At 29.4% G+C, this 24,700-nt stretch carries 24 protein-coding genes; 22 read left to right on the top strand and 2 right to left on the bottom strand.

Annotation, left to right across the window (positions count from 1 at the left end):
* The first annotated feature begins 9 nt into the window (after window positions 1-9).
* The 3 genes from HW276_RS03910 to HW276_RS03920 all read left to right on the top strand — a co-directional run bounded on the left by HW276_RS03910 (window position 10) and on the right by HW276_RS03920 (window position 3,955).
* Entirely contained in the window at window positions 10-594 is a 585-nt protein-coding gene (locus HW276_RS03910; RefSeq protein WP_178937486.1) for a hypothetical protein, read from the top strand.
* Window positions 595-755: 161 nt separating this feature from the next.
* Window positions 756-2,924 (top strand): transcriptional regulator, encoded by a 2,169-nt coding sequence (locus tag HW276_RS03915; RefSeq protein WP_178937487.1) that lies wholly within the window; start codon window positions 756-758, stop codon window positions 2,922-2,924.
* A 152-nt stretch (window positions 2,925-3,076) separates the two neighbouring features.
* The gene (locus tag HW276_RS03920; RefSeq protein WP_178937488.1) at window positions 3,077-3,955 is read left to right on the top strand and encodes a hypothetical protein; all 879 of its coding nucleotides are present in this window, start codon (window positions 3,077-3,079) and stop codon (window positions 3,953-3,955) included.
* A 345-nt stretch (window positions 3,956-4,300) separates the two neighbouring features.
* On the opposite strand, the gene HW276_RS03925 is transcribed toward HW276_RS03920, so the two are convergent.
* Window positions 4,301-4,840 (bottom strand): hypothetical protein, encoded by a 540-nt coding sequence (locus HW276_RS03925; protein ID WP_255460318.1) that lies wholly within the window; start codon window positions 4,838-4,840, stop codon window positions 4,301-4,303.
* Window positions 4,841-5,219: 379 nt separating this feature from the next.
* On the opposite strand from HW276_RS03925, the gene HW276_RS03930 reads away from it, so the two are divergent.
* Complete coding sequence (locus tag HW276_RS03930) at window positions 5,220-5,417, top strand: cold-shock protein (protein ID WP_018450345.1); 198 nt, start codon at window positions 5,220-5,222, stop codon at window positions 5,415-5,417.
* Between the two features lie 103 nt (window positions 5,418-5,520).
* Complete coding sequence (locus HW276_RS03935; protein WP_178937490.1) at window positions 5,521-6,378, top strand: histidinol-phosphatase; 858 nt, start codon at window positions 5,521-5,523, stop codon at window positions 6,376-6,378.
* Window positions 6,379-6,529: 151 nt separating this feature from the next.
* Here the strand turns inward: HW276_RS03935 and HW276_RS03940 are convergent, their stop codons facing one another.
* On the bottom strand, window positions 6,530-7,282 hold the full coding sequence (locus HW276_RS03940) for a lipopolysaccharide biosynthesis protein (protein ID WP_147003271.1): 753 nt from the start codon (window positions 7,280-7,282) through the stop codon (window positions 6,530-6,532).
* 273 nt (window positions 7,283-7,555) lie between these two features.
* Between HW276_RS03940 and HW276_RS03945 the strand changes: the two genes are divergently transcribed.
* The 17 genes from HW276_RS03945 (at window position 7,556) to HW276_RS04025 (ending at window position 24,672) form a co-directional block, all read left to right on the top strand.
* On the top strand, window positions 7,556-8,704 hold the full coding sequence (locus HW276_RS03945) for a pyridoxal phosphate-dependent aminotransferase (RefSeq protein WP_178937491.1): 1,149 nt from the start codon (window positions 7,556-7,558) through the stop codon (window positions 8,702-8,704).
* 119 nt (window positions 8,705-8,823) lie between these two features.
* The gene (gene rlmD, locus HW276_RS03950) at window positions 8,824-10,257 is read left to right on the top strand and encodes a 23S rRNA (uracil(1939)-C(5))-methyltransferase RlmD (protein ID WP_178937492.1); all 1,434 of its coding nucleotides are present in this window, start codon (window positions 8,824-8,826) and stop codon (window positions 10,255-10,257) included.
* Between the two features lie 451 nt (window positions 10,258-10,708).
* The gene (locus tag HW276_RS03955; RefSeq protein ID WP_178937493.1) at window positions 10,709-12,880 is read left to right on the top strand and encodes a heavy metal translocating P-type ATPase; all 2,172 of its coding nucleotides are present in this window, start codon (window positions 10,709-10,711) and stop codon (window positions 12,878-12,880) included.
* 196 nt (window positions 12,881-13,076) lie between these two features.
* Complete coding sequence (pyrB, locus tag HW276_RS03960) at window positions 13,077-14,006, top strand: aspartate carbamoyltransferase (RefSeq protein WP_178937494.1); 930 nt, start codon at window positions 13,077-13,079, stop codon at window positions 14,004-14,006.
* A gap of 48 nt (window positions 14,007-14,054) precedes the next feature.
* On the top strand, window positions 14,055-14,546 hold the full coding sequence (gene pyrI / locus HW276_RS03965) for an aspartate carbamoyltransferase regulatory subunit (protein ID WP_147003276.1): 492 nt from the start codon (window positions 14,055-14,057) through the stop codon (window positions 14,544-14,546).
* A gap of 28 nt (window positions 14,547-14,574) precedes the next feature.
* Complete coding sequence (locus HW276_RS03970; RefSeq protein WP_178937495.1) at window positions 14,575-14,973, top strand: hypothetical protein; 399 nt, start codon at window positions 14,575-14,577, stop codon at window positions 14,971-14,973.
* Window position 14,974: 1 nt separating this feature from the next.
* Entirely contained in the window at window positions 14,975-15,091 is a 117-nt protein-coding gene (locus HW276_RS03975) for a MarR family transcriptional regulator (protein ID WP_080680096.1), read from the top strand.
* 415 nt (window positions 15,092-15,506) lie between these two features.
* Window positions 15,507-16,754: an RNA-guided endonuclease TnpB family protein gene (locus tag HW276_RS03980; protein ID WP_178937496.1), complete on the top strand. Its 1,248-nt coding sequence runs from the start codon at window positions 15,507-15,509 to the stop codon at window positions 16,752-16,754.
* Window positions 16,755-16,879: 125 nt separating this feature from the next.
* On the top strand, window positions 16,880-17,620 hold the full coding sequence (pyrF, locus tag HW276_RS03985) for an orotidine-5'-phosphate decarboxylase (protein WP_178937497.1): 741 nt from the start codon (window positions 16,880-16,882) through the stop codon (window positions 17,618-17,620).
* A gap of 16 nt (window positions 17,621-17,636) precedes the next feature.
* Window positions 17,637-17,780, top strand: a complete 144-nt coding sequence (locus HW276_RS03990) for a hypothetical protein (protein WP_178937498.1) — start codon at window positions 17,637-17,639, stop codon at window positions 17,778-17,780.
* 135 nt (window positions 17,781-17,915) lie between these two features.
* A complete protein-coding gene (locus HW276_RS03995; RefSeq protein ID WP_147003279.1) occupies window positions 17,916-18,350 on the top strand; it encodes a hypothetical protein in 435 nt (144 codons plus the stop codon).
* Between the two features lie 99 nt (window positions 18,351-18,449).
* A complete protein-coding gene (locus HW276_RS04000) occupies window positions 18,450-19,724 on the top strand; it encodes a dihydroorotase family protein (protein ID WP_178937499.1) in 1,275 nt (424 codons plus the stop codon).
* Between the two features lie 45 nt (window positions 19,725-19,769).
* Window positions 19,770-20,399 (top strand): orotate phosphoribosyltransferase, encoded by a 630-nt coding sequence (gene pyrE / locus HW276_RS04005; protein WP_178937500.1) that lies wholly within the window; start codon window positions 19,770-19,772, stop codon window positions 20,397-20,399.
* Window positions 20,400-20,748: 349 nt separating this feature from the next.
* The gene (locus HW276_RS04010) at window positions 20,749-21,513 is read left to right on the top strand and encodes an SIMPL domain-containing protein (protein WP_178937501.1); all 765 of its coding nucleotides are present in this window, start codon (window positions 20,749-20,751) and stop codon (window positions 21,511-21,513) included.
* A gap of 85 nt (window positions 21,514-21,598) precedes the next feature.
* On the top strand, window positions 21,599-22,171 hold the full coding sequence (efp, locus tag HW276_RS04015) for an elongation factor P (RefSeq protein WP_147003283.1): 573 nt from the start codon (window positions 21,599-21,601) through the stop codon (window positions 22,169-22,171).
* Between the two features lie 219 nt (window positions 22,172-22,390).
* Window positions 22,391-23,272 (top strand): endonuclease/exonuclease/phosphatase family protein, encoded by an 882-nt coding sequence (locus tag HW276_RS04020; RefSeq protein WP_178937502.1) that lies wholly within the window; start codon window positions 22,391-22,393, stop codon window positions 23,270-23,272.
* Window positions 23,273-23,304: 32 nt separating this feature from the next.
* Window positions 23,305-24,672, top strand: a complete 1,368-nt coding sequence (locus HW276_RS04025; protein ID WP_178937503.1) for an MATE family efflux transporter — start codon at window positions 23,305-23,307, stop codon at window positions 24,670-24,672.
* The last annotated feature ends 28 nt before the right edge of the window (window positions 24,673-24,700 follow it).

Genomic DNA, 24,700 nt, shown 5'->3' on the forward strand with positions numbered 1-24,700 from the left:
GAGATGAAAATGATAAAATTACTAATTAAAATAATAATACTGACTTCAATTTTATGTTGTGGTAAAAATAACGGCAATTTATTTGATAATATTAAATATAAGGAAAATACAGAAAAAAAATCGCAAAAAACATTGCAAAAAGTAAGTTTTGATAATAAAAAATTGAATAATAAAGAAACGGTTGCATCACTTAAAAGGATTATTGATAATGTTATTGCAGCACGTAAAAATAAAAATTATACATTAGAAAAATATGATGAGGATATTTTTAAAAAATATAGAGAATATTTTGATGATACAACAAATAATAATGAGTTTTTTGAAAAAACTTCAAATTTACTTTTAGAATTAAAGAGTGAATTGAGTAATTTAAATTATGTCAAAAATATTAAAAAGTCCGTGAAAATTAAAGGTGCTAATTACAGTTGTTCAATTCAGATAACAAAAAAACCTGAAAAATTAGGATATGTTGATGGAGATGTATATGGTACAGTTAGTTGTTCGTCTGAATATGATTCGATGAGCAGATTTGAAGAAATTTATTTGAAAAAAGTAGATGAGAAATATTATATATTAGATTTATTAATTTCATAAAAAATATATTGACAAATTTTAAATTTTAGTTTAAAATAATATTAATTAAAATTTAATAAAATAGAGAAGGGGGAAATAAAATTATTTAAAATATCATATAAAATTAGAATACGTTGATTGAAAATGATTTTTATGGTATTGGAAGTAATTTTGAAAGGAATATGAGGAATAAAAATGTTATAAATCAGACTAATCGGACTATTTTGTTTGAGGAAATTAATCCAGAAAAGATGGATATTTTGACACTTGTTAATGATGCCAGAGATATGGATTCATTGGATGACGAGAATATTATTGAGATTAATAGGCATCTTTTGGTTGGGAGCTTTGAGGAGTTTTTGGAAAAATTTGATCCAAAAGTATATAGTTATTTTGATGCAGAGAGTCAGAGTATTAGGTATATTTTGAAAAAGCCTGAGGGAGTGCCTGAGGATTTAGTGACAGAGATTAAGATTAATAATGGAAATACATTTTTTAAAATGCTTAGTACGTTAATTGAAGCAAGAAAATCACAAGGAAATAGAAATGTAGATTTTAAATTTGAAAATATTTTGGAACTGATTTCTCCAAAAAAGGTTATTGAGGATATTAAGCAGACAAGAAAAGAAATTGCTTATATTTATCAGAAATATGAAGAATTGGATGATGAAAATCCAAAAAAATTGGAATTAGGAGATAAACTTAATACAAAATTTGAAGAGGCTTCGGAAAATTATAGTAATGTACTGGGAATGTTGCCACTTGCGATTGAAGATATAAAAACTCGGCTATTAATTGGAAACGATTCAAATAATTTTAAATCAGAGAAAATAAAATTAGGAATGTTGCAGGTTGGAGAAAAAGGAGAGCTTGAGGTAATTGAGTATAAGCAGGAAAATCAAAATTCACTTGCGATGATTGAAGAAAAAAATACGACAGCTCTGGTTGAGGCTTTCAGGGATGATTATGAAAATGTGACAGATGAACCGAATAAATATATTAGCGATCTGGTTGTCAGAACATTTGTGCCGCTTGCGAAAACCTTTGTGGATGTTGATCCTGAGCAGGAAGTTCAAAATTATAATAATTACTTGGCATTTTATAAATCGGCTCAAGAGGATTTTATAAAAATTGCTAAGCCTTTAATTGAAAAAATATTAGGCGTGAAAATGTTTTTTGAGCAGTATGATGTTAGAATGGGGCTTATGAAACCGACACTTTTGATTACGAATGTGAAGCCTGAGATGATTGTAAAGGCTGGGAATAAAGATAAATTGCGTGCATTTTTGAATACAACTAATGAGAAAAATGATTTTGATAATACGGTATGGTTCGGGATTTATCCAAATGTTGATTTGGATATAAAAAAATCAGAAAAAAAAGTTCGTGCAAGATTTATGGGAACTAAAAATGAAGAAAAAACTGAAAAAAATACTATAGAAGTATTGACAAATTTAATGACTGTATTAGCAGAATACAAGGTTCAAGTGTTTTTTAATTTTGAAGGTAAGCCTGAAACATCGTTTGACAATCTTGCCACAACTGGTGTAGATAAGTATATTGAAAAGACTCAAGTTTTAGAAAATCAAAAATATTCTGAATATTTGATTCCAGTAATTCCTAATTTTACAATAATTCCAAAGGATAAATCAGGAGTTATGCTGGATTATAAAATGAAATTTGAAGAGGAAACAGGAGTATCGCTTTCAAAGGAACAAGAAGATTTGTTAAAATTTTGGATTGAAGGCGTGTATATAGATGCGGCTTATGTTGCTGCTGGAATAATCGGTGCAACACAATGTCCAAATTATCTAAAGGAAAGATTTTCAAATGTGTCGCCACTTTATCCAGGAGTACGTTTTGATATTGAAGAAAAGGATAATTCATATCATGCAAAAACAACGATGTCTAAGGAAATATCAGGATTTACAAATACAATAAAAGATAGAATAAACCAGTTTAATTATGGATTTGTATTTTCATCTGACAATGCAAATGTGGCACGTGAAAAAATTAGGAATATTGTTGTTTATAAGGCGAGAACTTTACTAAAAAATTTAGATGGAGGATATGAGCCGCTTTATAAGACGCTTACAACAACATATATTGAAAGAACATTGAGATTCACAACGACAGATTTTAAAGAAGATAAATTAAATATGTTTTTCAGTACAAATCCTGAAAGTCAAAAATCAATTTGGCTAAAAGATACAAAATTTGTAAATGGAATTATACAAAAGGGAGATGACTTATCTCATGTAATTGATGTGGATAATGGAATTTGTCAATTAAATATAACTTTTGCGGGAAATTTGAAGAATTTGCAAGTTGAAATTAATAAAAATTATTAGTACTATTTTTTCTTTAAACAGTAAATTTATTGAAATTTTTGAATTAAATGTTATTTAGCAAGGGGAATAAAGCCCCCTTGTTTATAAATATTGTTTTTTATTTTGGATAAAGTTTGATATGAAAAAAATAAAAAAATAAAATTGGGGGAAAAATGATTGAGAATAAATATCCAATATTTGGGCATGGGCAGGTGATAAATAAGGAAGCGCTTGATTTGTTGAGGGATAATCCTGCAGAATTGACGGATTTATTATACTTAGATAAAAAAGATGGGATAATTTCGGGATTTGATCTTGTTACGAATTTAGAAGAGAAGAAAGTGACTGTAACAAGGGGAATTGTTAAATGTGGGGGAAAAATTTTTTGGATGAACGAAGATTATAAATTTGATATGCCTGAAATTGAGAATAGATATATTTTGAAATTAAATTTATTTTCAGATATTGAAGAAAGGAAATTTTATATTAGAAATGCCGATTTTTCTTTGGAAGTTTTAGATATTGAAGCGAATAATAGTAAAAATGCTGGAGCTGAAAATAAAATTACAAATGATTTGGAAGTTCAGGGAGAAGTTAATAATGAAAGAAGAGAAGTTTGGAAAAATAAAATTGGTGAAATTGAAATAACACGGTTTATTACTAGAATTGGAGCAGAACTTAGAAACGACTATAATAATTTTAGAGATTTAAGACGGGATTTTAACTTGCTGGAACTTATAAATACAAAATATTCTTCAAAACATAAATTGGGAACACTTCATCCTAAAATTTTGAAATTATTTGGGAAAGAGGCTTCTAAAAAGGAGAATTTAGATATTTATGATGTAAATTTTTATGTAAATTGTTTAAATGGAAGTGTGGAAAGAGATGTTATAACTGCTTATATTAATTTAAAATTACAAATGGAAAATGAAAGTTATACGAATGAAGAACTTTACCAGTATTTGATCAAAATTTTGGATAATTTGGGAAAAGATAGGAAAATTACCGAGAAAAAGAGGGTTATTCTTAGAAAAATAACGATTGAATAAAAAATATTTATATTTTTAAAATATAGAAATACTGAAAGGAAATAATGGAAAAATTCAGCAAAAAGTTACAGGATTTGTATAGGCAGGAATAATTGATTTTATTTATGGCGCAAGGGGTAAAGACCCCTTGTTTTGATTGTTATGGCAAAACTGATTTAAAACTGAACTTAAAAGTTATGACTATTTTACTCAAACCTTAAATTTATATAATTTTTTGCAGTTTAATTTTAAATAGGTTTCGCTATATAAACTTTAAATGAGGAAAATCTTATAAATCAAGCCCAAAAGTTTTGAAATTAAAGCTGTAAGAATTTTTTTGTTAATAGATCAAATTGAATTTGAGAATTAATCTACTGTAAATAGAAATTGGCTTCCTGCATATAGTCCTAATTTATTTTTGTTCAGTTTAAATGTGTAGTTACCATCTGTTAGGCTGTCATTCTTTTCATTGAAAGTTAGGTTTTTAGTGTCAACTTGCATTCCATTTTCTGACTCGCCCTTGTAAGTTATTTTATACTGGTTGTTTTGCTTAGAAAATACTAAAACTCTATCTTCCATTGGAATTTCTTTACCGATAAGCTTATCTACATGCTGTAAAGTCTTGCTAGTTTTTGCTTCTTCGGCTTTTACTTGTGAAGGCGGTTGAATATTGGCGCTTTCGTTGATATTTTCTGTAGTTTTGTTTGCGGCTTCTGCAGTTTCTGTGGCTGGTTGGGCTGTTGCTGGAGCGGCGGCAGTATTTTCTTGAGAATTATTGCTGCTATTTGTGGCAGTGCTATCTGCACTTTGCTGTTCAATTTGGATTTCATCTTGATCTTCATCTTGTTTTGCTTCTTTTTTTCCGCAGCTGATTATAGCAAAAATTGCTAAACATCCTAATAACATGTATTTTTTTAGATTCATAAATTATCACTTCCTTTTAATTAAATTTTATTTTGTAATTGATTTAAAGTAATTATTATGATTATATTTTATATTGTTTTTAGCAAAATTACAAGAGTTTTATTATAATAAAAATTATAAATTTAAAATTTAAAAAATTTCTTAAAAGAGAGCAGCTGATTTATTTTTAGACAGATTTTAGTATATTTCTCAAATAAATTCTTAAAAGCAATTAAAAAATTGAGAAAAAAGACTATTATTTTTTTGAAAAATATGATATAATACTTATAGATAACCAAAAGCAAGAAGTAAGTGTAACAAAAATAGATATTTGTAACAGTAACAAGTTGTTTGAGGTATTAAAATTTTAGGAGGTAATACTTTGTTAGGTAAAGTAAAATGGTTTAACGAAAAAAAAGGATTTGGATTTATTTCAGGAGAAGATGGAAATGATTATTTCTTACATTTCTCAAAAATTAATAAAGAAGGATTCAAAACAGTTAACGAAGGTGAAGAAGTAAGTTTTGATGTAGAAGAAGGACCAAAAGGACCTCAAGCAACAAATGTAATTTCTCAATAATCGATTAATTAATTTTGTGTAAAAAAGGCTGTTTCAAAATGGTAAATTTTGGGATGGCTTTTTTCTTTATTTTGGATACAATATATGAAAGCGAGGAAATATTATGTTGGTAGATTATCATATGCACTTTGAATATGGAAGTTATGATGAGGATTATGTAAATCCTTTTTTTGAAAAGGCAAAGGAAATGGGGCTGACAGAAATAGGGATTACAGAGCATACCCATGGATTTAAGGAATTTAAGGACTTGTATTATGATGAGCTGATTTTGGATGACAGTGAAACTGGGAACTTTCAGAAAAAATGGCTTGAGCAGAAAACTAAATTTGTACATACATTGGATGAATATAGGGATTTTATAGATAAATTAAAATCAAAGGGATATCCAGTAAAATTTGGAATAGAAGTTTGTAATTTCAGAAATCAGGAAAAAGTTAAGGAAATATTGTCTAAATATGACTTTGACTATTTAATCGTTTCAATCCATTTTATTAAAGGCTGGGGATTTGATTTTAACGCCTTGAAGCATAAATTTACAGATGGAGATTTGGTGCAAATTTGGAAGGATTATGCAAAAGAGATTGAAGATGTGGCAAATACAGGAATGTATGATATTTTGGGGCATCCATTTAATCTGAGATTATTTAAAAATATTCCAGAAAAAAAAGATGTCGACAAGTTGCTTGAAAGTACGGCTAAATGCCTTAAAAAAAATAATATGATTGTAGATGTAAATACTGGTACGTTTTATCGGTATCCAATTAAGGAAATTACACCGTATAGGGATTTTATGGAATATGTGAAAAAATATGATATTCCTGTAATTTTATCAAGTGATTCACATTATTCTGAACATGTTGGGATGAAAATAAAGGAAGCGGGAGAATATGTGAAGGAATTTGGAATTACTGAAATGGTAACTTTTGATAAAAGAAAGAGGAAAATGGTTGAAATTGGGTAATTAATAGTATTAGATGACCTAAGTTTTTTATCTATACAATAGGTTAAGTTCCTTGTTAGCAAATAATAAAAATATAACTTTATTTAAGTTCAATAATAAAAAAATGGGGATTGTCTTAAAATACAAGATAATCCCTTTAACTTTATTATTTTTAATTTTTTCTTTTTTTAATGTCTTCCCAATCTAATGTTGTTGAAAATTCCTTCATAAATGCAATTAATATTCCTAAGAAAATTCCTAAAAATAATGAACCAGCGATAACCAGCTTTTTATTTAAAGAAGGTTTTGTTGTAGAATTTATAAATTTTACAACTGGAGTTGGATCATTTTTTAACAAACGGTAATATGCCAGTCTTGATACAAGAGTGTCTGTTAATGAATCTTTCGTAGTTCTAATATCAACATTTTTTGTCAAGAAACTGTATTGTTGCTCTAAAAGTTTTATTTGTGAATCCAAAAAGTTGTTTTTTCTTTCAAGAAGATAATTTTGTGCAAGTATTGGATATTCCTTTGCAAAATTTTCTCCTTCGGATTTGCTATTTGTAGAAAATTTTACTTTTACCATAGGATCATTTGTTTCAGATTGAGCAGTCAATTTTGTTGTCATTTCCTTTAGAAATTTGTCATCAGGTAAATTTACATTTTTTAAAGTCTTTGAATTTTTTTTCAAGTAATTGAAAAAATCAAATGAAGTTAGTGAAAATTGTGAATTCTCTCCAATTTCTGTAAGAACTTTATCATTTCCATAAAGTGTAATTTCCGATTTGAAAGATTTATTTACAAATACGAAAATCGTTGACAATATCACAACTATTATTGTTGTTAAAGCAATTAGGGCTTTATCTTTATAAAGAATTTTAATTATCATATTGGCATCAATTGCCTGTGGGTTTTTGTTGTCCATTTTCTTTCCTTTCCATTTAAGTTTTAATACTAAATTCCATTAAAAACAGAAATTATAATTTATTTGATTTCGTATTGCAAAAAGAATCTGTAATAAATTTACTATTCAAATGAAAAATAGTATAAATTAAAATTTTTATATATTAATTTTATCAAAAAAAGTGAAAAATGACAATGGAAAATTTAATAAAAATTATAAAATAAACGAAAAATATGATATAATGGGTTATTGATAAAAAATAAATATGAAATGCAAAGAAAGAAGGTTTTGAAAATGTACATAGATCCAATAATAAAAGGAATAGAAATATCAGATATAAGAAAAATTCACGAAAGATTGTCGGCTTATAAAAATGTTATAAATATGACAATTGGAGAGCCAGATACAGATGCACCGCAAAAGGTGAAAGAAGCAGTTGCGTATCATGCGTTAAATAGTCCTATAAAATATTCGCCAGTAGGTGGGATTCCAGAATTAAGAGAAAAAATTGCAAAATTCTATAATGAGACTTTTGGTGGGAATTATAAAAGAGATAATGTTTTAGTTACAGTTGGTTCAACTGAAGGATTGTCTTCTACGCTTAAAACGATTTTGGCAAAAGGGGATGAAGTTCTTATTCCAACACCAGCATATGTTGGGTATGAACCATTAATTACAGTTTCACAAGCAAAAACAATTTTTATGGATTTAGAAGAAAATAATTTTATTTTGACTGAAAAAATCTTGGAAAAATATGTTACAGAAAAAACTAAATTAATAATTTTGACTTATCCAAATAATCCTTCAGGTATAACGCTTCCAGAAGAAGAAATGATAAAAATTGTTGAATTTTTGAAGGATAAAGAAATTTATCTTTTAAGTGATGAAATCTATGCTCAAATTGCATTTGAAAAATTCACTTCGTTTGCAAAATATAGCGATATTTTGAAGGAGCAATTGATAGTTGTTAATGGTTTTTCAAAATCACATTCAATGACTGGATACAGATTAGGTTATACGATTGCCAGTGAAAATTTACAGTCACAAGTGAAAAAAATTAGCCAATATACAGTTACAAGTGCTTCGACATTGTCACAATATGGAGCAATTGCAGCATTGGATTACTGTTCAGACACGACTGAATTGTCAGAAATTTACAAAAAAAGAGTTTACTATTTTGTGGAAGAATTGGAAAAATTAGGATTTAAGTGTTTGAAGCCTAAAGGAGCATTTTATGTGTTTGCGACATATAAAACAATTGATAAGTTTAAAGATGTAGATTCTTTTGATTTTGTCTTGGATTTATTGGAAAAAACAGAATTGGCGATAGTTCCTGGGGTTACATTCCAAGTGGAAGGATATTTGAGATTTTCAATTGTGCATGACTTGCCTGTATTGGAAGAAGCGATTGCGAGATTGAAAAAATATATTGAATCTAAATAAAAATAGAAATTAATTTTTTAAATTTTGGAAAATTTGTTTGGTAATCTTGTATAAATGATGGGATTACCAAATTTATTTTTAATTAAAGTGAAAAAATTTTATGGGAAAATGGAGATGGAATGGAAAATAAAGAGAAAAAAATTTTAAGAAAAGGTGATAAAATACAGCTGAAAATAGCAGGACTTAATACGAAAGGTCGTGCGTACGGTTTTTATGGAGATGATGAAAATAGGATTTTTCCAAATATAAATGCAGCTGAAGGACAAATTGTTGAAGGAATTTTTGTGAAGAGAAGAAGAAAGTATGAATTGATTCGATGTGAAATTATTGATTTTGCAGGAAGAAAAAATGCGATTTATGACGAAATTGCAAGACAAAATGGTGGTTGTAATTATCAGTATTATTCATATGATGAGCAACTTGCGATGAAAAATTCTAACATTGAAAAAGAAGTGAAGAAAATTGCAAAATATGATTTTACTTTTGAAGAGCCAGTTAGAAGTGTTGAAGTGGAGAAATATCGAAATAAAATGGAATTTAGTTATGGAAATGCTGTGAAAGATGGGCCTATGATTTTGGGACTTCATAAACAAAACAGTTTTCATGATATTGTTGAAGTAGACGGATTAAAATTGATGGATGATAACTTCAATAAAATTTATATTTTTTGTAATGAATTTTCAAAAGCGACAGGACTGGATTTTTATCATAGATTGGATCATATTGGATTTTTTAGGAATTTGGTTATTAGAAAAGCGGATTTTACGAAACAAATTTTAGTAAATATGGTTACGACAACTCAAATTGAAGATGAGAAAAAATTGGAATTTCAAAAAGGTTTAGTTGAAGGATTGTTGGCTTTGGAGCTTGAAAATGGATTTGAAATAACAGGAATTTTACATACATTTAATGACAATTTTTCTGATTCGGTTGTTTCTGAAAGTGAGGAAATTCTTTTTGGAAAAAGAGATTTGGAAGAAGAAATTTTAGGATTAAAATTTAAAATTAGTCCGTACAGTTTTTTTCAAACAAATTCAAAAACAGTGGAAAAATTATACGGAAAAGTATTGGATTATTTAGATGAAATTGAAGGGGAAAACATTCATAATTCGGTTGTTTTCGATTTATTCAGTGGAACAGGTACGATTGGGCAAATTGTTTCAAAAAAGGCAAAACAGGTTTATGGGATTGAGCTTGTGGAAGAGGCTGTTGAAAAAGCAAATGAAAATACAAAATTGAATGGTATCGAAAACGCACATTTTATCGCAGGAGATGTTTTTGAAAAATTAGATGAGTTTGATAAAAATGGAATCAAGCCAGATATTATAATTTTGGATCCACCTCGTGCAGGTGTTGGTGAAAAGACGCTTAATAAATTACTGAAATATGATGTGAAGGATATAATTTATGTGTCTTGTAATCCAAAAACATTTAATATTGATTTGAAGGTTTTGCAGGGAAATGGGTATGAATTAGTGAAAATGGTTACGGTTGATATGTTTCCAGTTACGCCACATATGGAGGTTGTGTCGAGATTGAAAAAGTTAATTTAGTAAGAAATTGACTGGAAAAGGAATTATTGATATTGACATCTGATTTTAGGACAATAGTGAGTGAAAATGCAAAAACTGGGTTTATTAAAGAAATTTTGAATAATTTTGAATTTATTGAGTTTTAGAGAATAAAAAGATGACAATAAAGAATTTATAGTAAAACTGAACTCAAAGTTATGGCTATTTTACTCAAGCCCTAAATTTATATGATTTTTAGCAGTTTAATTTTAAATAGGGTTCACTATAATATTGGAAATATTAATGAATTTGATAAATATTAATTAAGAATGCCGAATTATGAGATTCGGCAATTTTTTCAAAATTATTTATAAAAAAATAAAAATATTCATTGACAACTGTTGATAAATGTAGTATATTATATATGAATATTTGTTCATATATTAGATTAAAATTAAAATTTATTGTAATAAATAAAAAGTTGGAGGTTGCCATGAAAAGTAATGAATGTATGTTGTCTATCGAAGGGCTGGATTGTCCTAATTGTGCAGCTAAAGTTGAGCGGAAGATAAATACTTTGGAGGGGATTAAAGAGGCTACCGTTGATTTTCTTGGGAAGAAAATAGTTGTTCTTGCTGATGAAATTTCTGAAAATGAGCTTGTTGAGCTTATTCAGACAGAAGTGGATAAAATTGAGGATGGGGTGAAAGTTTTTGTTCCAAAAGTTCAGGCAGGAGAGAGTTCTTCTGAAGAGGAAGATACAGGTAAAATTAAGAAAAAATTGCTAATTGGCGGAATTTTATTTGTATTGGGAATTTTTGTTCCAAAAACTTTATTTATTCCAAAACTTGCGGTATTTTTGGTAAGTTATCTTGTAATTGGTGGCGATGTTCTGCTTTCTGCATTTAAAAATATATTAAATGGGCAAGTTTTTGATGAGAACTTTTTGATGGCGATTGCGACTATTGGGGCATTTGCTATTGGAGAGTATCCTGAAGGTGTGGCTGTTATGTTATTTTACCAGCTTGGCGAGCTGCTTCAAGGGATTGCGGTTAATAATTCCAGAAAGTCCATTGTTTCGCTTATGGACATACGACCTGATTATGCCAATATTAAAGTTGGAGAAGGAATAAAAAAAGTTTCGCCTGAAGAAATAAAAGTTGGAGAAATTATTGTGGTAAAACCGGGGGAAAAAGTTCCTTTGGATGGGAAAATAGTGAAAGGCGCTTCGACTTTTGATACTTCGGCTTTAACTGGGGAATCATTGCCAAGGGAAGCGAAGGCTGGAGATGATGTTTTAAGTGGATTTATAAATAAAAATGGGCTTATAGAAATTCAAGTTGCAAAAGTGTTTTCTGAATCTACTGTTTCAAAAATACTTTATTTAATGGAAAATGCTGGAAGCAAAAAATCAAAGACAGAAAATTTTATAACAAAATTTGCAAGATATTATACTCCAGTAGTCGTTATTACAGCATTAATTGTGGCAATATTTCCTCCACTATTAATTCAAGGTGCAACTTTCTCAGATTGGATTTACCGTGCTTTGATATTTCTTGTAGTATCTTGTCCGTGTGCTTTGGTTATTTCTATCCCTTTAGGATTTTTTGGCGGAATTGGCGGAGCTTCAAGACATGGGATTTTGATAAAAGGGACAAATTATCTGGAAGTTTTGAACAATTTGGAAAGCGTTGTTATGGATAAGACTGGAACTTTGACAAAGGGAATTTTTAAAGTTACAGAGGTAAATGCTGAAAATAATATAAAAATTAATGATTTTCAAAATAATAAAACTGAATTGACAAAACCTTTATTATTAAAGTATGCCGCACATATTGAAAAATTTTCCAATCATCCTATTGCGCAGTCAATCGTGGCAGAATATGAAAATTCTGTATCTAAAGTTGATGAAAATGTTGTAAAGGATTTTGAGGAAATTTCAGGATTTGGAATAAAAGTTAATATAAATAATCATCAGTTTTTGGCTGGAAATTCTAAATTAATGAATTTGGAAAATATTACTTTTGATAAAAAAGAAAATTTAGGAACTGCAATTTATTTAGCGGCTGATGGAAAATATATTGGAAATATATTGATTTCAGATGAAGTGAAGGAAGATTCGGCAAGAGCGATTAAAGGCATGAAGGAAAATGGAGTAAAGGAAATCGTGATGCTTACTGGCGATAATGAAGCCATTGGTAAGAATATAGCTGAGAAACTTGGAATTGATAAGGTATTTACTGAATTGCTTCCAAATGAGAAAGTTGAAAAACTTGAGGAAATTTATAAAACTAAAAGCGAAAAAGGGAAAATTGCTTTTGTAGGTGATGGAATAAATGATGCTCCTGTGCTTGCCAGAGCTGATCTTGGGATTGCAATGGGAGGAGCTGGAAGTGATGCGGCTATTGAGGCTGCTGATGTTGTAATAATGAATGATGAGCCATCTAAAATAGTGACAGCCATTAAGATTGCCAAGAAGACAAAGGAAATTGTATGGCAAAATATTACTGTTGCATTTGCTATAAAAATAGTTGTTATGGCTTTAGGGCTTTTTGGTGATGCAACAATGTGGGAAGCTGTATTTGCTGATGTTGGAGTTGCATTGCTTGCTGTTTTAAATGCTACGAGAGTTTTAAGATACAATCCAGAATCTTCAAATAAATAATATAAACAAAAAAGTTAGAAGAATATATTCTTTTATGAATTGACTTCTAATTTTTTTATTAACATCAAAGTTTTTAAAATTTTTATTTTATTTTACAAAAGAAAAATTTATAAGAGAAAAAATTTGCAAATACTTATAAAATTTGTTATCATAAATTTAAGAAAGTTAAATATTGAAATTCAAGGGAGAGATAGTGGTGGAAAATATTATTTCTATGAATGATATGAAAAAAAAAGAAATTCTTGATATTTTAGAATTGGCACGAAAAATTGAAAATTGTTCGGAAGAGGAGAAATTGAAATTTTTGCATGGCAAAATTATTTCAACTCTATTTTTTGAGCCAAGTACACGTACTAAAATGTCTTTTGAATCGGCTGCAATGCGGCTGGGTGCTAAAGTTTTATCATTACCGCCTGTGGAACAGTCATCTGTGAAAAAAGGGGAGTCTTTTACAGATACAATTAAAATGGTTGAGGCATACTCAGATGTGATTGTTGTAAGACACCCGTTTGACGGAGCTGCACGGCTTGCAGTAGAAACTTCAGAAAAGCCTGTAATTAATGCAGGGGATGGCTCTAATCAGCATCCTAGCCAAACTTTGCTTGATTTATATACAATTTTGGAGGAGAAAGGTACGCTTGAGAATTTGAAAATTGCATTTGTTGGGGATTTGAAATATGGAAGGACAGTTCATTCACTGACAAGGGCACTTATGCATTTTAATCCGACAATTTATTTTGTAGCACCGCAAATTTTACAAATGCCTGATTATTTACTGGAAGACTTGAAGGGAAAAAATATAAAATTTGAAATTCTGGAGGATTTTAGAGATTGCCTTGATAAAATTGATGTATTTTATATGACTCGGATTCAGAAGGAGAGATTTCCAGATGTGGAAGACTATGAGAAAGTTAAGGGAATTTATGTTATAAATCGTGAAAATATCGTAGGGAAATGTAAAGATGATATGATAATTTTACATCCTTTGCCAAGAGTAGACGAGATTGATAAAAATTTAGACAATACAAAATATGCTTTGTACTTTAAGCAGGCTAAAAATGGGATTCCTGTAAGACAGGCGATGATGATGGCTGTTTTAGGAAAGGATAAGGAGTTTTTTCTGTAAATTTATTATTTTTAGAATAAAAAATTTATTTTAAGAAAGGAAGAGATTATGTCTGAAGGAAGAGAATTACTGATACGGGCAATAAGAAATGGAATTGTAATAGATCACATCCCATCAGAAAAAGTTTTTGCAATTGTGGAAATCTTAAAATTAAAGGAATACAGCGAAAGAATAACAGTTGCAGCTAATATGCCAAGCAGTTCGCTTGGAAGAAAAGGGATTATTAAAATCGAGGAAAAAATATTGGAAGAAAAGGAATTAAATAATATTGCACTGCTAGCTCCAAATGTGACAATAAACATTATAGAAGATTATAAAGTTATTGAAAAAACAAAATTAGACAGGCTAGATAAAGTTATCGGACTTATGAAATGTGACAATCCAAAATGTATTTCAAATCACGAAAATATTGAAACAAAATTTGTTCGTATAAAAGAAAATCCTGAAAGTTCAGATGAAAGTATTCAGGATAAAAAGACAAGATACAAATGCTTTTATTGCGAAAAAGTAATTTTGGAAGATGAAATACAAATTCAGTAATAGGTTTGCTTGAAGAAAGGAAAATTTGATGCCTAAAGTTATTATAGAATCAAAAATATCTTACAATGGTGGAAAAGATAATTTTAAATTAAAAATAAACAATGAAAAAATTGAAGAAATAAAATCTGAAGGGAAAACAGAAATTGATGTAGATTATGGAGAACAAACACTCCAAATATCCAATAATTTTTTAATGAAATCTCCTAAAAAATTTATAAATGTAGAATCGGAAAATCAGGAGTATAAAATAACGCTTAATTTTAAAGCATGGGGAATTGTGCTTGTTTTACAGATTATAATGGCAATATTAATTATAAGTCGGCATCAAGTGGCAATTTTTATTGCAATACTGATATTTATTTTAGAAATTTTAATTTTGATCTTTATTAATAGTGCAAGAACACTTGTGACTTTAGTCGTGAGATGAATTGCACGAAAATTTTAGTAAGCATATAGGGAAACTTGTATGTAGACACGGAGCAAAACCGTGCAACAAAGAAACTGAATTGCTGGGAACTCTTAAAGCTAGTATAACCACAACATAATACCTAAGTGAATGGTATAAGTGTGAAGGTAGCGAAAGCAGAAAAAATATACTAGATGGTGCAAGGTTAAATCCTAAACATTATGATAATAGACAATCAGCAGCTAATCCTGAAAAGGAAAGCTCAACGACTATCCCTCGTGAGGGGAGTACAATACAAGCGATTGGTATTGGAAGTGGTTTCGCCTAAGTCATAGGATATGGATAAGATATAGTCTGTGCTTGTTAGAGATAACAAGAAGTTCATAAGAGAACTGCATAAATGGTAGCGTATTTATGTGAACAATGCTTCCCACTGTTGTGGGGTTTTAAAAACTTTAAAAATATTTAAAAATAAATAAAAAATATTACTTTTTTGACAGATAAAATATAGAATACATGGTATAATATCTCTGATGAAAAGGAGGTGATTATATATGTATTTAACATTAAAACAACAAGTAAAACATCTTAGTAAGAAAGAGTTTAGGAATTTAAAATATTTGTGCCATATAGCTAAGAATTTAAAGAATCAAGCTATATATAATGTTAGACAATACTATTTTGAAAATAAAAAGTATTTAAGTTATAATGAAAACTATAAAATGCTTAAAAATAGTGAGAACTATAAGAAGTTAAATTCTAACATGGCTCAGCAAATTCTAAAAGAAGTAGACGGAAGTTTTAAATCATTTTTTGGACTTTTAAAACTTGCTAAAAATGGTCAATATGATAATAAAAAAATAAAATTACCTAATTATCTTGCTAAAGATGGTTTTACAACTCTTGTTATAGGTTTTGTTAGATTAAAAGATGATATTCTGATAGTTCCTTATTCAAATTTGTTTAAGAAAACTCATCAGGAAGTTAAAATTAAGCTGCCACCAGTATTGAAAGGCAAGAAGATAAAAGAGATTAGAATAATACCTAAACAACATTCTAGGTACTTTGAAATTCAATACATTTATGAAGTAGAAGAAATTCAAAGGGAATTAAATAAAGAAAATGCACTAGGAATTGATTTAGGTATAGATAATCTTTGCACTTGTGTTACAAATGCTGGAGCATCATTCATAATAGATGGTAGAAAATTAAAATCAATAAATCAATACTATAATAAGATAAATGCAAAATTACAAAGTATAAAAGATAAGCAAAAGATTGAGCGCACAACATTAAGACAAAAGAGAATAGCCAGAAAGAGAAATAATCGTATAAATGATTACCTTTCAAAAGCAGCAAGAATAATTGTAAATTATTGTCTTAATAATGATATAGGAAAAATAGTTCTAGGATATAATGAAGATTTTCAAAGGAATTCAAATATTGGAAGTATAAATAATCAAAACTTTGTAAATATTCCATATGGAAAATTAAGAGGTAAATTAATATATCTATGTAAACTATATGGAATAGAATTTAAACTGCAAGAAGAGAGTTATACATCAAAAGCAAGTTTCTTTGATGGAGATATAATTCCAATATATGATAAAGAAAATTCGCAAGAATATATATTCAGTGGAAAAAGAATAAAAAGAGGACTATATCAAACAAGTAAAGGCTATCAATTAAACGCAGATTGTAATGGAGCATTAAATATATTAAGAAAAAGTAAAGTTGTGGACTTAAGCGTCCTATACAATAGAGGTGAGCTGAACACACCTAAAAGAATAAGGGTAGTGTAAAGCTATCAAACTTCTTAGAAAATTTTTAAATATTTTTAAAGATTTTAGAACCCTGCGACGTTAGTCGTGGGAGGTTCAGGGGAATGATTGAAATAAAAGAAGTTAAAAGAAAGGAAGATTAGATAATGGCTGGAATTGATAAAAGAGCAAAGGAAAGGATATTTGTCGCATTGGATTATGACAATATGGAAGATGCAGAAAAACTGGTGGAAGAGTTAGGAGACAATATTTCGATGTATAAAGTTGGGCTGGAAAGCTATCTTAATACAGATGGAAAATTAGTTGATTATTTGCATGAAAAAGGGAAGAAAGTATTTCTGGACTTGAAGTTTCACGACATTACAAATACTGTGAAAATGGCTTGTGCAAATGCTATTAAAAAGAATGTATTTATGTTTAATATTCACTGTTCAAATGGAAGCAAAACTATGAAGGAGGTTTCTGAATTAGTGAAGGAAAGTAATTCGGAAAGTCTTTTAATTGGAGTAACAGTTCTGACAAACTTGGGAGAAAATGACATTTTTGAAATGTTCAGAAGTGAACTTAAATTAGAAGAAATTGTTTTAAATCTTGCTACGCTTGCCAGAAATAGCGGGATGCACGGAATTGTATGTTCGCCGCAGGAGGCAAAGGATGTGAAGAAAAAATTAGGAAAGGATTTTGTGACAGTTTGTCCTGGAGTACGTCCTAAATTTACACTAAATGCTGATGGAAAAAGTAATGATGATCAGACAAGAATTATGACACCATCAGATGCAATAAAGCAGGGAGTTGATTTTCTTGTGGTCGGGCGTCCAATAACTAAGGCTGAAGATCCTGTTAAAAGTGCTAGGCTGATTTTGGAGGAAATTTCAGAAGCGCTATAGGATTGGATACTGAATTTTGAAAATAAAAAGTAAAAGACAGCAGGTTTGCCCGATAAATAAAGAATTTTATTATAGAAATTTATTGAAAAATAATCTTGATAGTATGCAGACAAAAAAGAAATATAAATTATTGAATAGAATTAATGCAAATCAAAGATAAATGTATTAAAATAAAAACTGTAACAATAGTTTTGTAAATTTACTTGTTACGTTATTAGTTAATCTTGTTTAAAAAATAAAAAAAAACAAAATTTTAGGCAAGAAATATTATAAATAAAAAAAGGAGATTGTAGTAATGAAAAAAGGTTTATTATTAGTATTGGGAATTTTGGGAGCATATCAGTTAGGATACAGTGAGAATATGGAAACAAAAGTTGAAAAGATTCAAAATGTGGAAGTTAAGCAAAATCAAGTTCAAACTCAGACTCATGTTCAAACTGAAGTAAATCCAGATAAGGCGAAAGAAGTAAAAGAGTTAGATGAGGAAGCAGAAGAAAATAATAAAGCAGGATCTGCTCAGGAAGTACAGCCTAAGAAAAAGGGAAAAAAAGAGAAAGAACCAAAGAAAGCCCCAAAAGAGCCGAAAGTAAAAAATTTGACACCAGCACAGGAAAGAAGGCTGGATGCCAGAACAAGAAAAAATAAAGAGAAAAAAATGACATTGGATGAAAAACTGGACTTTCAAATTTTGAAAATGGAAAGAGTATTAAAAAATTTAGAAAAGTATTAATTAATGGATTTGTTTGACAACGATGCAGATAAAAAATATTGCTAAATAGAATAACAATTATTAACTTTTTGAATATGTCTAATAAATTAAGGAGTGAAAATGGAAAAGAATAAAATTATTATTCTAAAAAATGGAATTGATGTTTTTGGAAATAAAATTGAAATTTTGGTAAATGGAGAAATTATTGAAAAGGTTTCTGAAAATATTGATGAAAGTAAATTTGAAAATAATGAAAATGTGAGAATTATTGATGTTGAAGGGAAACTGGTAATGCCAGGAGTTATTGATGTGCATACACATATGAGGGAGCCTGGAGTTACGTATAAGGAGGATTTTGCGACAGGTTCACGTGCATGTGTTAAAGCTGGGGTTACGACTTTTTATGATATGCCGAATACGGTTCCTACGACTACAACGGAAGAAAATTTACTGGAAAAGAAAAAATTGGCAAGTGAAAAATCAATTGTAAATTTTGGGATTCATTTTGGCGGAAGTAAAAATGATAATGTTGAGGAAATAAAAAAAGTTTTGAAAAATGAGGAAGTTAATACAGTAAAAATTTTTATGAATGTGTCAACTGGAGAAATGCTTATTGAAGATGATGAAATTTTGGCAAAAGTGTTTGAAAATTCTAAATTGGTGCTAGTTCATGCTGAAAACGAAATGATTGATAAAGCAATAGAATTAAATAAAAATTATGGAAGCGGGCTTTATGTATGTCACATTCCATCAGCAGAAGAAATGAAAAAAGTTATAAATGCGAAGAAAAATAGCGATGTGAATACAAAAGAGCATCCAGTTTATGCTGAAGTTACACCGCATCATTTATTTTTAAATACTGAAATTCGTGAAAGTACAGAAAGAAATAAAATGCTTTTGAGAATGAAGCCTGAATTGAGGGAAAAATCTGACAATGAGTTTTTGTGGGAAGCGATAAATCGTGGGGAAGTCGATACAATTGGAACAGATCATGCGCCACATTTGATAAGTGAAAAGCTGGAAAAAATTACATTTGGAATGCCAGGGGTGGAAACTTCACTTGCACTTATGATAAATGCCTATAATGAAGGTAAAATATCGCTGGAAATGATTCAGAAACTGATGTGTGAAAATCCTGCAAAAATAATGAAAATTGAAAAAAGAGGAAAACTGCAGGAAGGATATTTTGCAGATGTGATTGTTGTTGATACAAAAAAGGAATGGATTGTTGGAATAGACGATACAATTGAGTCAAAATGTGGATGGACACCTTATGAAAATTGGAGATTAAAAGGAAAAAACATAATGACAATTGTAAATGGCGAAGTTGTTTATGAAAATGGCAAAATTAATGAAAATGTGAAAAGCGGAAAAGAAGTTAAATTTTATGACTAATATTTTAATAAATAAAAAAAATCAAAACTTGAAAGGAATAAAGAAATGGCTAATTTAACATTGGAAGAAAAAGTGGCAAAGGCATTATTTGATGTGAAGGCGGTAAAAATTAACGTGGGAGACCCATTTACATTTGCATCTGGAATTAAAAGCCCTATTTACTGTGATAACCGTTATGTTTTAGGTTTTTCAGATGAAAGGGATACGATTGTAGAATCGTTTGTTGAAAGAATTGACAAGGATGTTGATGTAATTGTGGGAGTGGCAACAGCGGGAATTCCTTGGGCTTCATTTATTGCTGACAGAATGAAAAAGCCGCTTGCTTATGTGAGAAATAAACCAAAAGACCACGGTGCAGGGAAACAGATTGAAGGAGCGGAAGTTAAAGGGAAAAAAGTCGTTGTGATTGAAGATTTGATTACAACTGGTAAAAGCAGCCTTATTGCAGTTGATGTGCTTCAAAAGGAAGAAGTGAAGGAATTGGAAGTAAAATCAATCTTTTCTTATGGATTTGACAGTGCAAAGGAAAATTATGCAAAATATAACTGCAAATTCAGCTCACTTTCAAATTTTGATGTTTTAATAAAATTATTGGCACAAACTGATTATTTGACACAGGCTGAAGCTAAAATTGCTCTGGAATGGAGTAAAGCTCCTGAAAAATGGGGAAGATAACGTTTGAATTATAAATTACGGTTTTATGCTAAACTCTATTTTTAAGAAATAGAAAACATATTTGATTTATTTTCTGACAAGAGTTAAGACACATCGTTAAACAGGATTTATAGAAAATCTATTATTCTGAATGGGAAATATTATTAACAAGGGATTAAATATCCCTTGTTTTATTTTCTAAAATTTTAGAAAAAAGATAAAAAGTTATGGAAAAACAAAAAAATTTTGGATAATAATTGACTTTTTTTGTAAAATAATCTATAATTTGATAGAACTTTTGTGAGTGAACCATAATTTTGAAATACTTGAATATTATAATAATTTATAAAGTTCAGTAAAGGAGTAAAAATTGAAAAAGATACAGTTTATAATAATTCCTACAATATTATCCTTTGGGTTAATAATATCTTCTGCATTGATTTCAAATGCGATGAATAAGGCAAATAAGGATGAAAACAGAATTACGGTAAAGGGAGTGGCTGAACGTAGAATAAAGGCGGATAAGGCACTTATAACTATTGTAATTTCTGATAAAAGTGAAAATATTGATGAGTTGAAGAACAATATATCAGAAAACGAAAAATTGGCTACGGATTTGATTAAAAGCCTGAAAATTAGTGAAGAGGAATACAGTGTTGGAAATTTACGGATTCAGCCAAATTATATTGAAAATTCATCAAATGTAAAACAGCAGGCATCTGTAAATTCTACAGAAAGTGTACCTAATGCTAAAATTTCAGATTATGACGGAGTTGAAACTATTTCAATTGTTACAAAAAATATTGACAAGGCTGAAGAATTTTTTGAAAAATTGTCAGAATTAAAACTTCAAAGCAATAATATCCAAATAGATAAGCCAGAATATTTTATAACAAATATTGAAAAATATAAAAAAGATATGGTTGTGGATGCTTCAAGAAATGCTGAAGTAAGAGCAGTTGAAATGCTAAAAGTAAACAACAATGAAATTGGCGGATTGAAAAATATAAGCCAAGGGCAGTTTGAAGTATTGGAAGATACGGAAGATGTGAAAAAAATAAATGAAAATGAATCTAATCAGATTTATAAAAAAATGCGAGTAGTAGTAACAGCAACGTATTTGATAAAATATTAAATTTTAAAATAATTTCTTAATTTAAGAAAGCGAACAAATTAAAAAAAATTATAAATAAAAAGTAAAATTTAGGAGGAAAAAATTAATGAAACCAGCAGCAGAATTAAGACAAGGAAGCACATATAGAAAGGATAACATCCCATATTTAATACTAAAAGCTGAAAGACACCAATCAACGTCAGGAAAAAGACAAAGAGCGGCAGAAGTAAAATTTAAAACAAAAGAATTAATTTCAGGAAAAATTCAAGAAATTACAGTTTTAGCTACTGAACTTATGGATGATATTATTCTTGACAGAAATCAAATGCAATTTTTATATGAAATTGATGGAGAATATAACTTTATGGATCAGGAAACTTTTGAGCAAATTGCTTTAAGAGCGGAAGATTTAGGAGATGCAGTAAATTTCTTGGAAGAAGAAATGATTATTCAAGTATTGATGTATGAAGGAACTCCAGTTGGAGTAGAACTTCCAAACACAGTAATCAGAGAAGTAACTTATACTGAACCAGGATTAAAAGGAGATACAATCGGAAGAGCAACAAAACCTGCAACAATTACAAATGGGTATAGTTTGCAAGTGCCTTTATTTGTAGTAATCGGAGACAAAATCAAAATTGACACAAGAACTGGTGAATACATCGAAAGAGCAAATTAATAATAAAAATTTAAAATTGTAAATAATAAATTATAGCTATCGAAGGAACGGTAGCTTTTTTTGAAGAAACGATATAAAATTAAATATAGATTAAATAAAATTTAATAAAATGAATATTCTGAAGCAAGGGGATTTTGATTTTTTATTAAATAAAAAGATTAAGTTGTCAGACAGATCTGTTAATTGAATAAAAATAAAAAAATCAAGGGGTTGATTGAGATGAAAAATAAAATAATTAGAGGATTATTTTTTGTATTTTTGTTTTTTGGAGTATTTTCTTGTTTTGAAAAAGGTAAGATAAATGAGGAAACTGGGATAAATCGAGATGAAAGTACAATTTTAGTTGCGTCATTTAATGCGCTTAGGCTGGGGGAAAAGCAAAAGGATTACAGGGCATTTGCACAGATTTTGGCAAAGTTTGACTTGATTGGGCTGGAAGAGGTTATGAATGAAAAGGGGGTTAAGAAAACTCAGGCGTATTTGGAAAAATTGACTAAGGAAAAATGGGATTATATTATTTCGGAAAATTCTGTAGGAAGTGAGAATTATCGGGAATATTTTGCATTTATTTATAGAAAAAGCAAATTTTCGGAGGCACGAGGGCTTGGATTTTATAAGGAAAAGGATGAAAATGAGTTTATGAGGGAGCCTTACGGAGCTTATTTTAAGACTGGGAACTTTGATTTTGTATATATTATAGCACATTCGGTTTTTGGGGATAAGGAGAAGCAGAGGCTTCTGGAAGCGGCAAGTTATGTTAATGTTTATGAATATTTTTCCAAATTAACAGGTGAGGATGATATAATTATTGCCGGGGATTTTAATACATCGGCAGATAATATGGCTTTTAAAAATATGAACGATAAATACGGTGTTTCCTATATTTTGAATCCTGAAGAGAATTTAACAACGCTTTCAGACAGTAAATTGGTAAGTTCTTATGACAACTTTTTTATAAATTTGAAAAAAACAAGAGAATTTACTGGAAATTTTGGTGTATATAACTTTATAAAAAATAATAACTATGCTATAATAAAGAAATATGTGTCAGATCATCTTCTAATTTTTTCAGAATATTCAACATTGGAAGATTTAGATTAATAAAAGATAGGGAAATTGAAGAAAGGAAATGAATGAAAGAAAGAAAAATAAATAAAAAATCAGTTTATAGAAAAGTAATTAATATTGGACTGCCTGTGGCAATTGAAAATATGATTTATGCGCTTATGAACTTTGTAGATATGTTTATGGTGGGGAACGAAAATGTAATACTTGGGCTGGGAACTGTGGCAGTTGCTGGGCTGGGATTTGCCAATCAGATGTTTATGATTTTTATGACATCGCTTTTTGGGATGAATAGTGGCGGTGGAATTTTGGCGGCACAATATTTTGGAAATAAGGATTACAAAAATTTAAAAAGATGTCTTGGAATAACAATTAGTGTCGGTTTTTTATTTTCATTGCTATTCTTGTTTGCTGGGTTGTTTATTCCAGAAACTGTAATTTCTGTATTTACAAATGACAGCAAAGTTATAAGAATTGGAGCAGATTATTTAAGAATCGTGGCTTGGGTCTATCCGCTTGTAGGAGTGGGATTTGCATTTAATATGCAGCTTCGTGCAATTGGAAAAACAAAATATTCATTTTATTCAAGCGTTATTGGCCTTGTAATTAATGTAGCCATAAATTATGTATTAATTTTTGGGCATTTTGGCTTTCCAGCGTTGGGAGTACGTGGAGCTGCGATTGCAACAGTTATTGCAAGAATTATAAGCACTTTTTACATTATTTATATAATTTACAAATTAAAATTGCCAATCGCAGGGAAAATAAATGAATTATTTGATTTGTCATTGGAATTTTTTGTAAAAGTTATGAAAATCTCGCTTCCTGTATTTATTCACGAAATACTTTGGATATTAGGTTCAAGTGTATATGTCATGATCTTTGGAAGAATGGGAACAGATTTTGCAGCTGCGGTTCAAGTTGTAAAATCAATTAGCAGCCTTGTATTAACGTTGTTATTTGGACTTTCGAGTGCAACTTCGGCTATAATTGGAAATGAAATTGGAGCAGGAAGAGAAGACAATGCTTATGAATATTCGATAATATTATTAAAGGTGGCAGTTCTTGCAGGTGTTGTCATTGGAGCGGTTGTACTTATTTTCAGTCCATTTGTACTGATTCACGTAAATGCCAAAAGTTATCCATTGGCAAAGGAAATTGTAAAGGCGGAAGTTTTTGTAATTTTTATAAAGGCAATCAGCTTGCAGCTGCTAGTTGGAATTTTGCGTTCAGGAGGAGATACAGTCTGGACAATGTTTACTGATTTGATACCGCTTTGGTTTATTGCGATTCCAATAACATATTTTTCTGGACTTTATTCAGGATTGCCAGTTGCGGTTGTGTATCTGCTTTCATGCAGTGATGAAGTTATAAAGATATTTCCTTGCGTGATGAGGTTAAGAAGCAGGAAGTGGATAAATAATCTGGTAAGTTAAAAAATAGGGGAAATTTAAGATAATAAAG

Source organism: Leptotrichia sp. oral taxon 417 (assembly GCF_013394865.1).
Taxonomy (GTDB): Bacteria; Fusobacteriota; Fusobacteriia; order Fusobacteriales; family Leptotrichiaceae; genus Leptotrichia; species Leptotrichia wadei_A.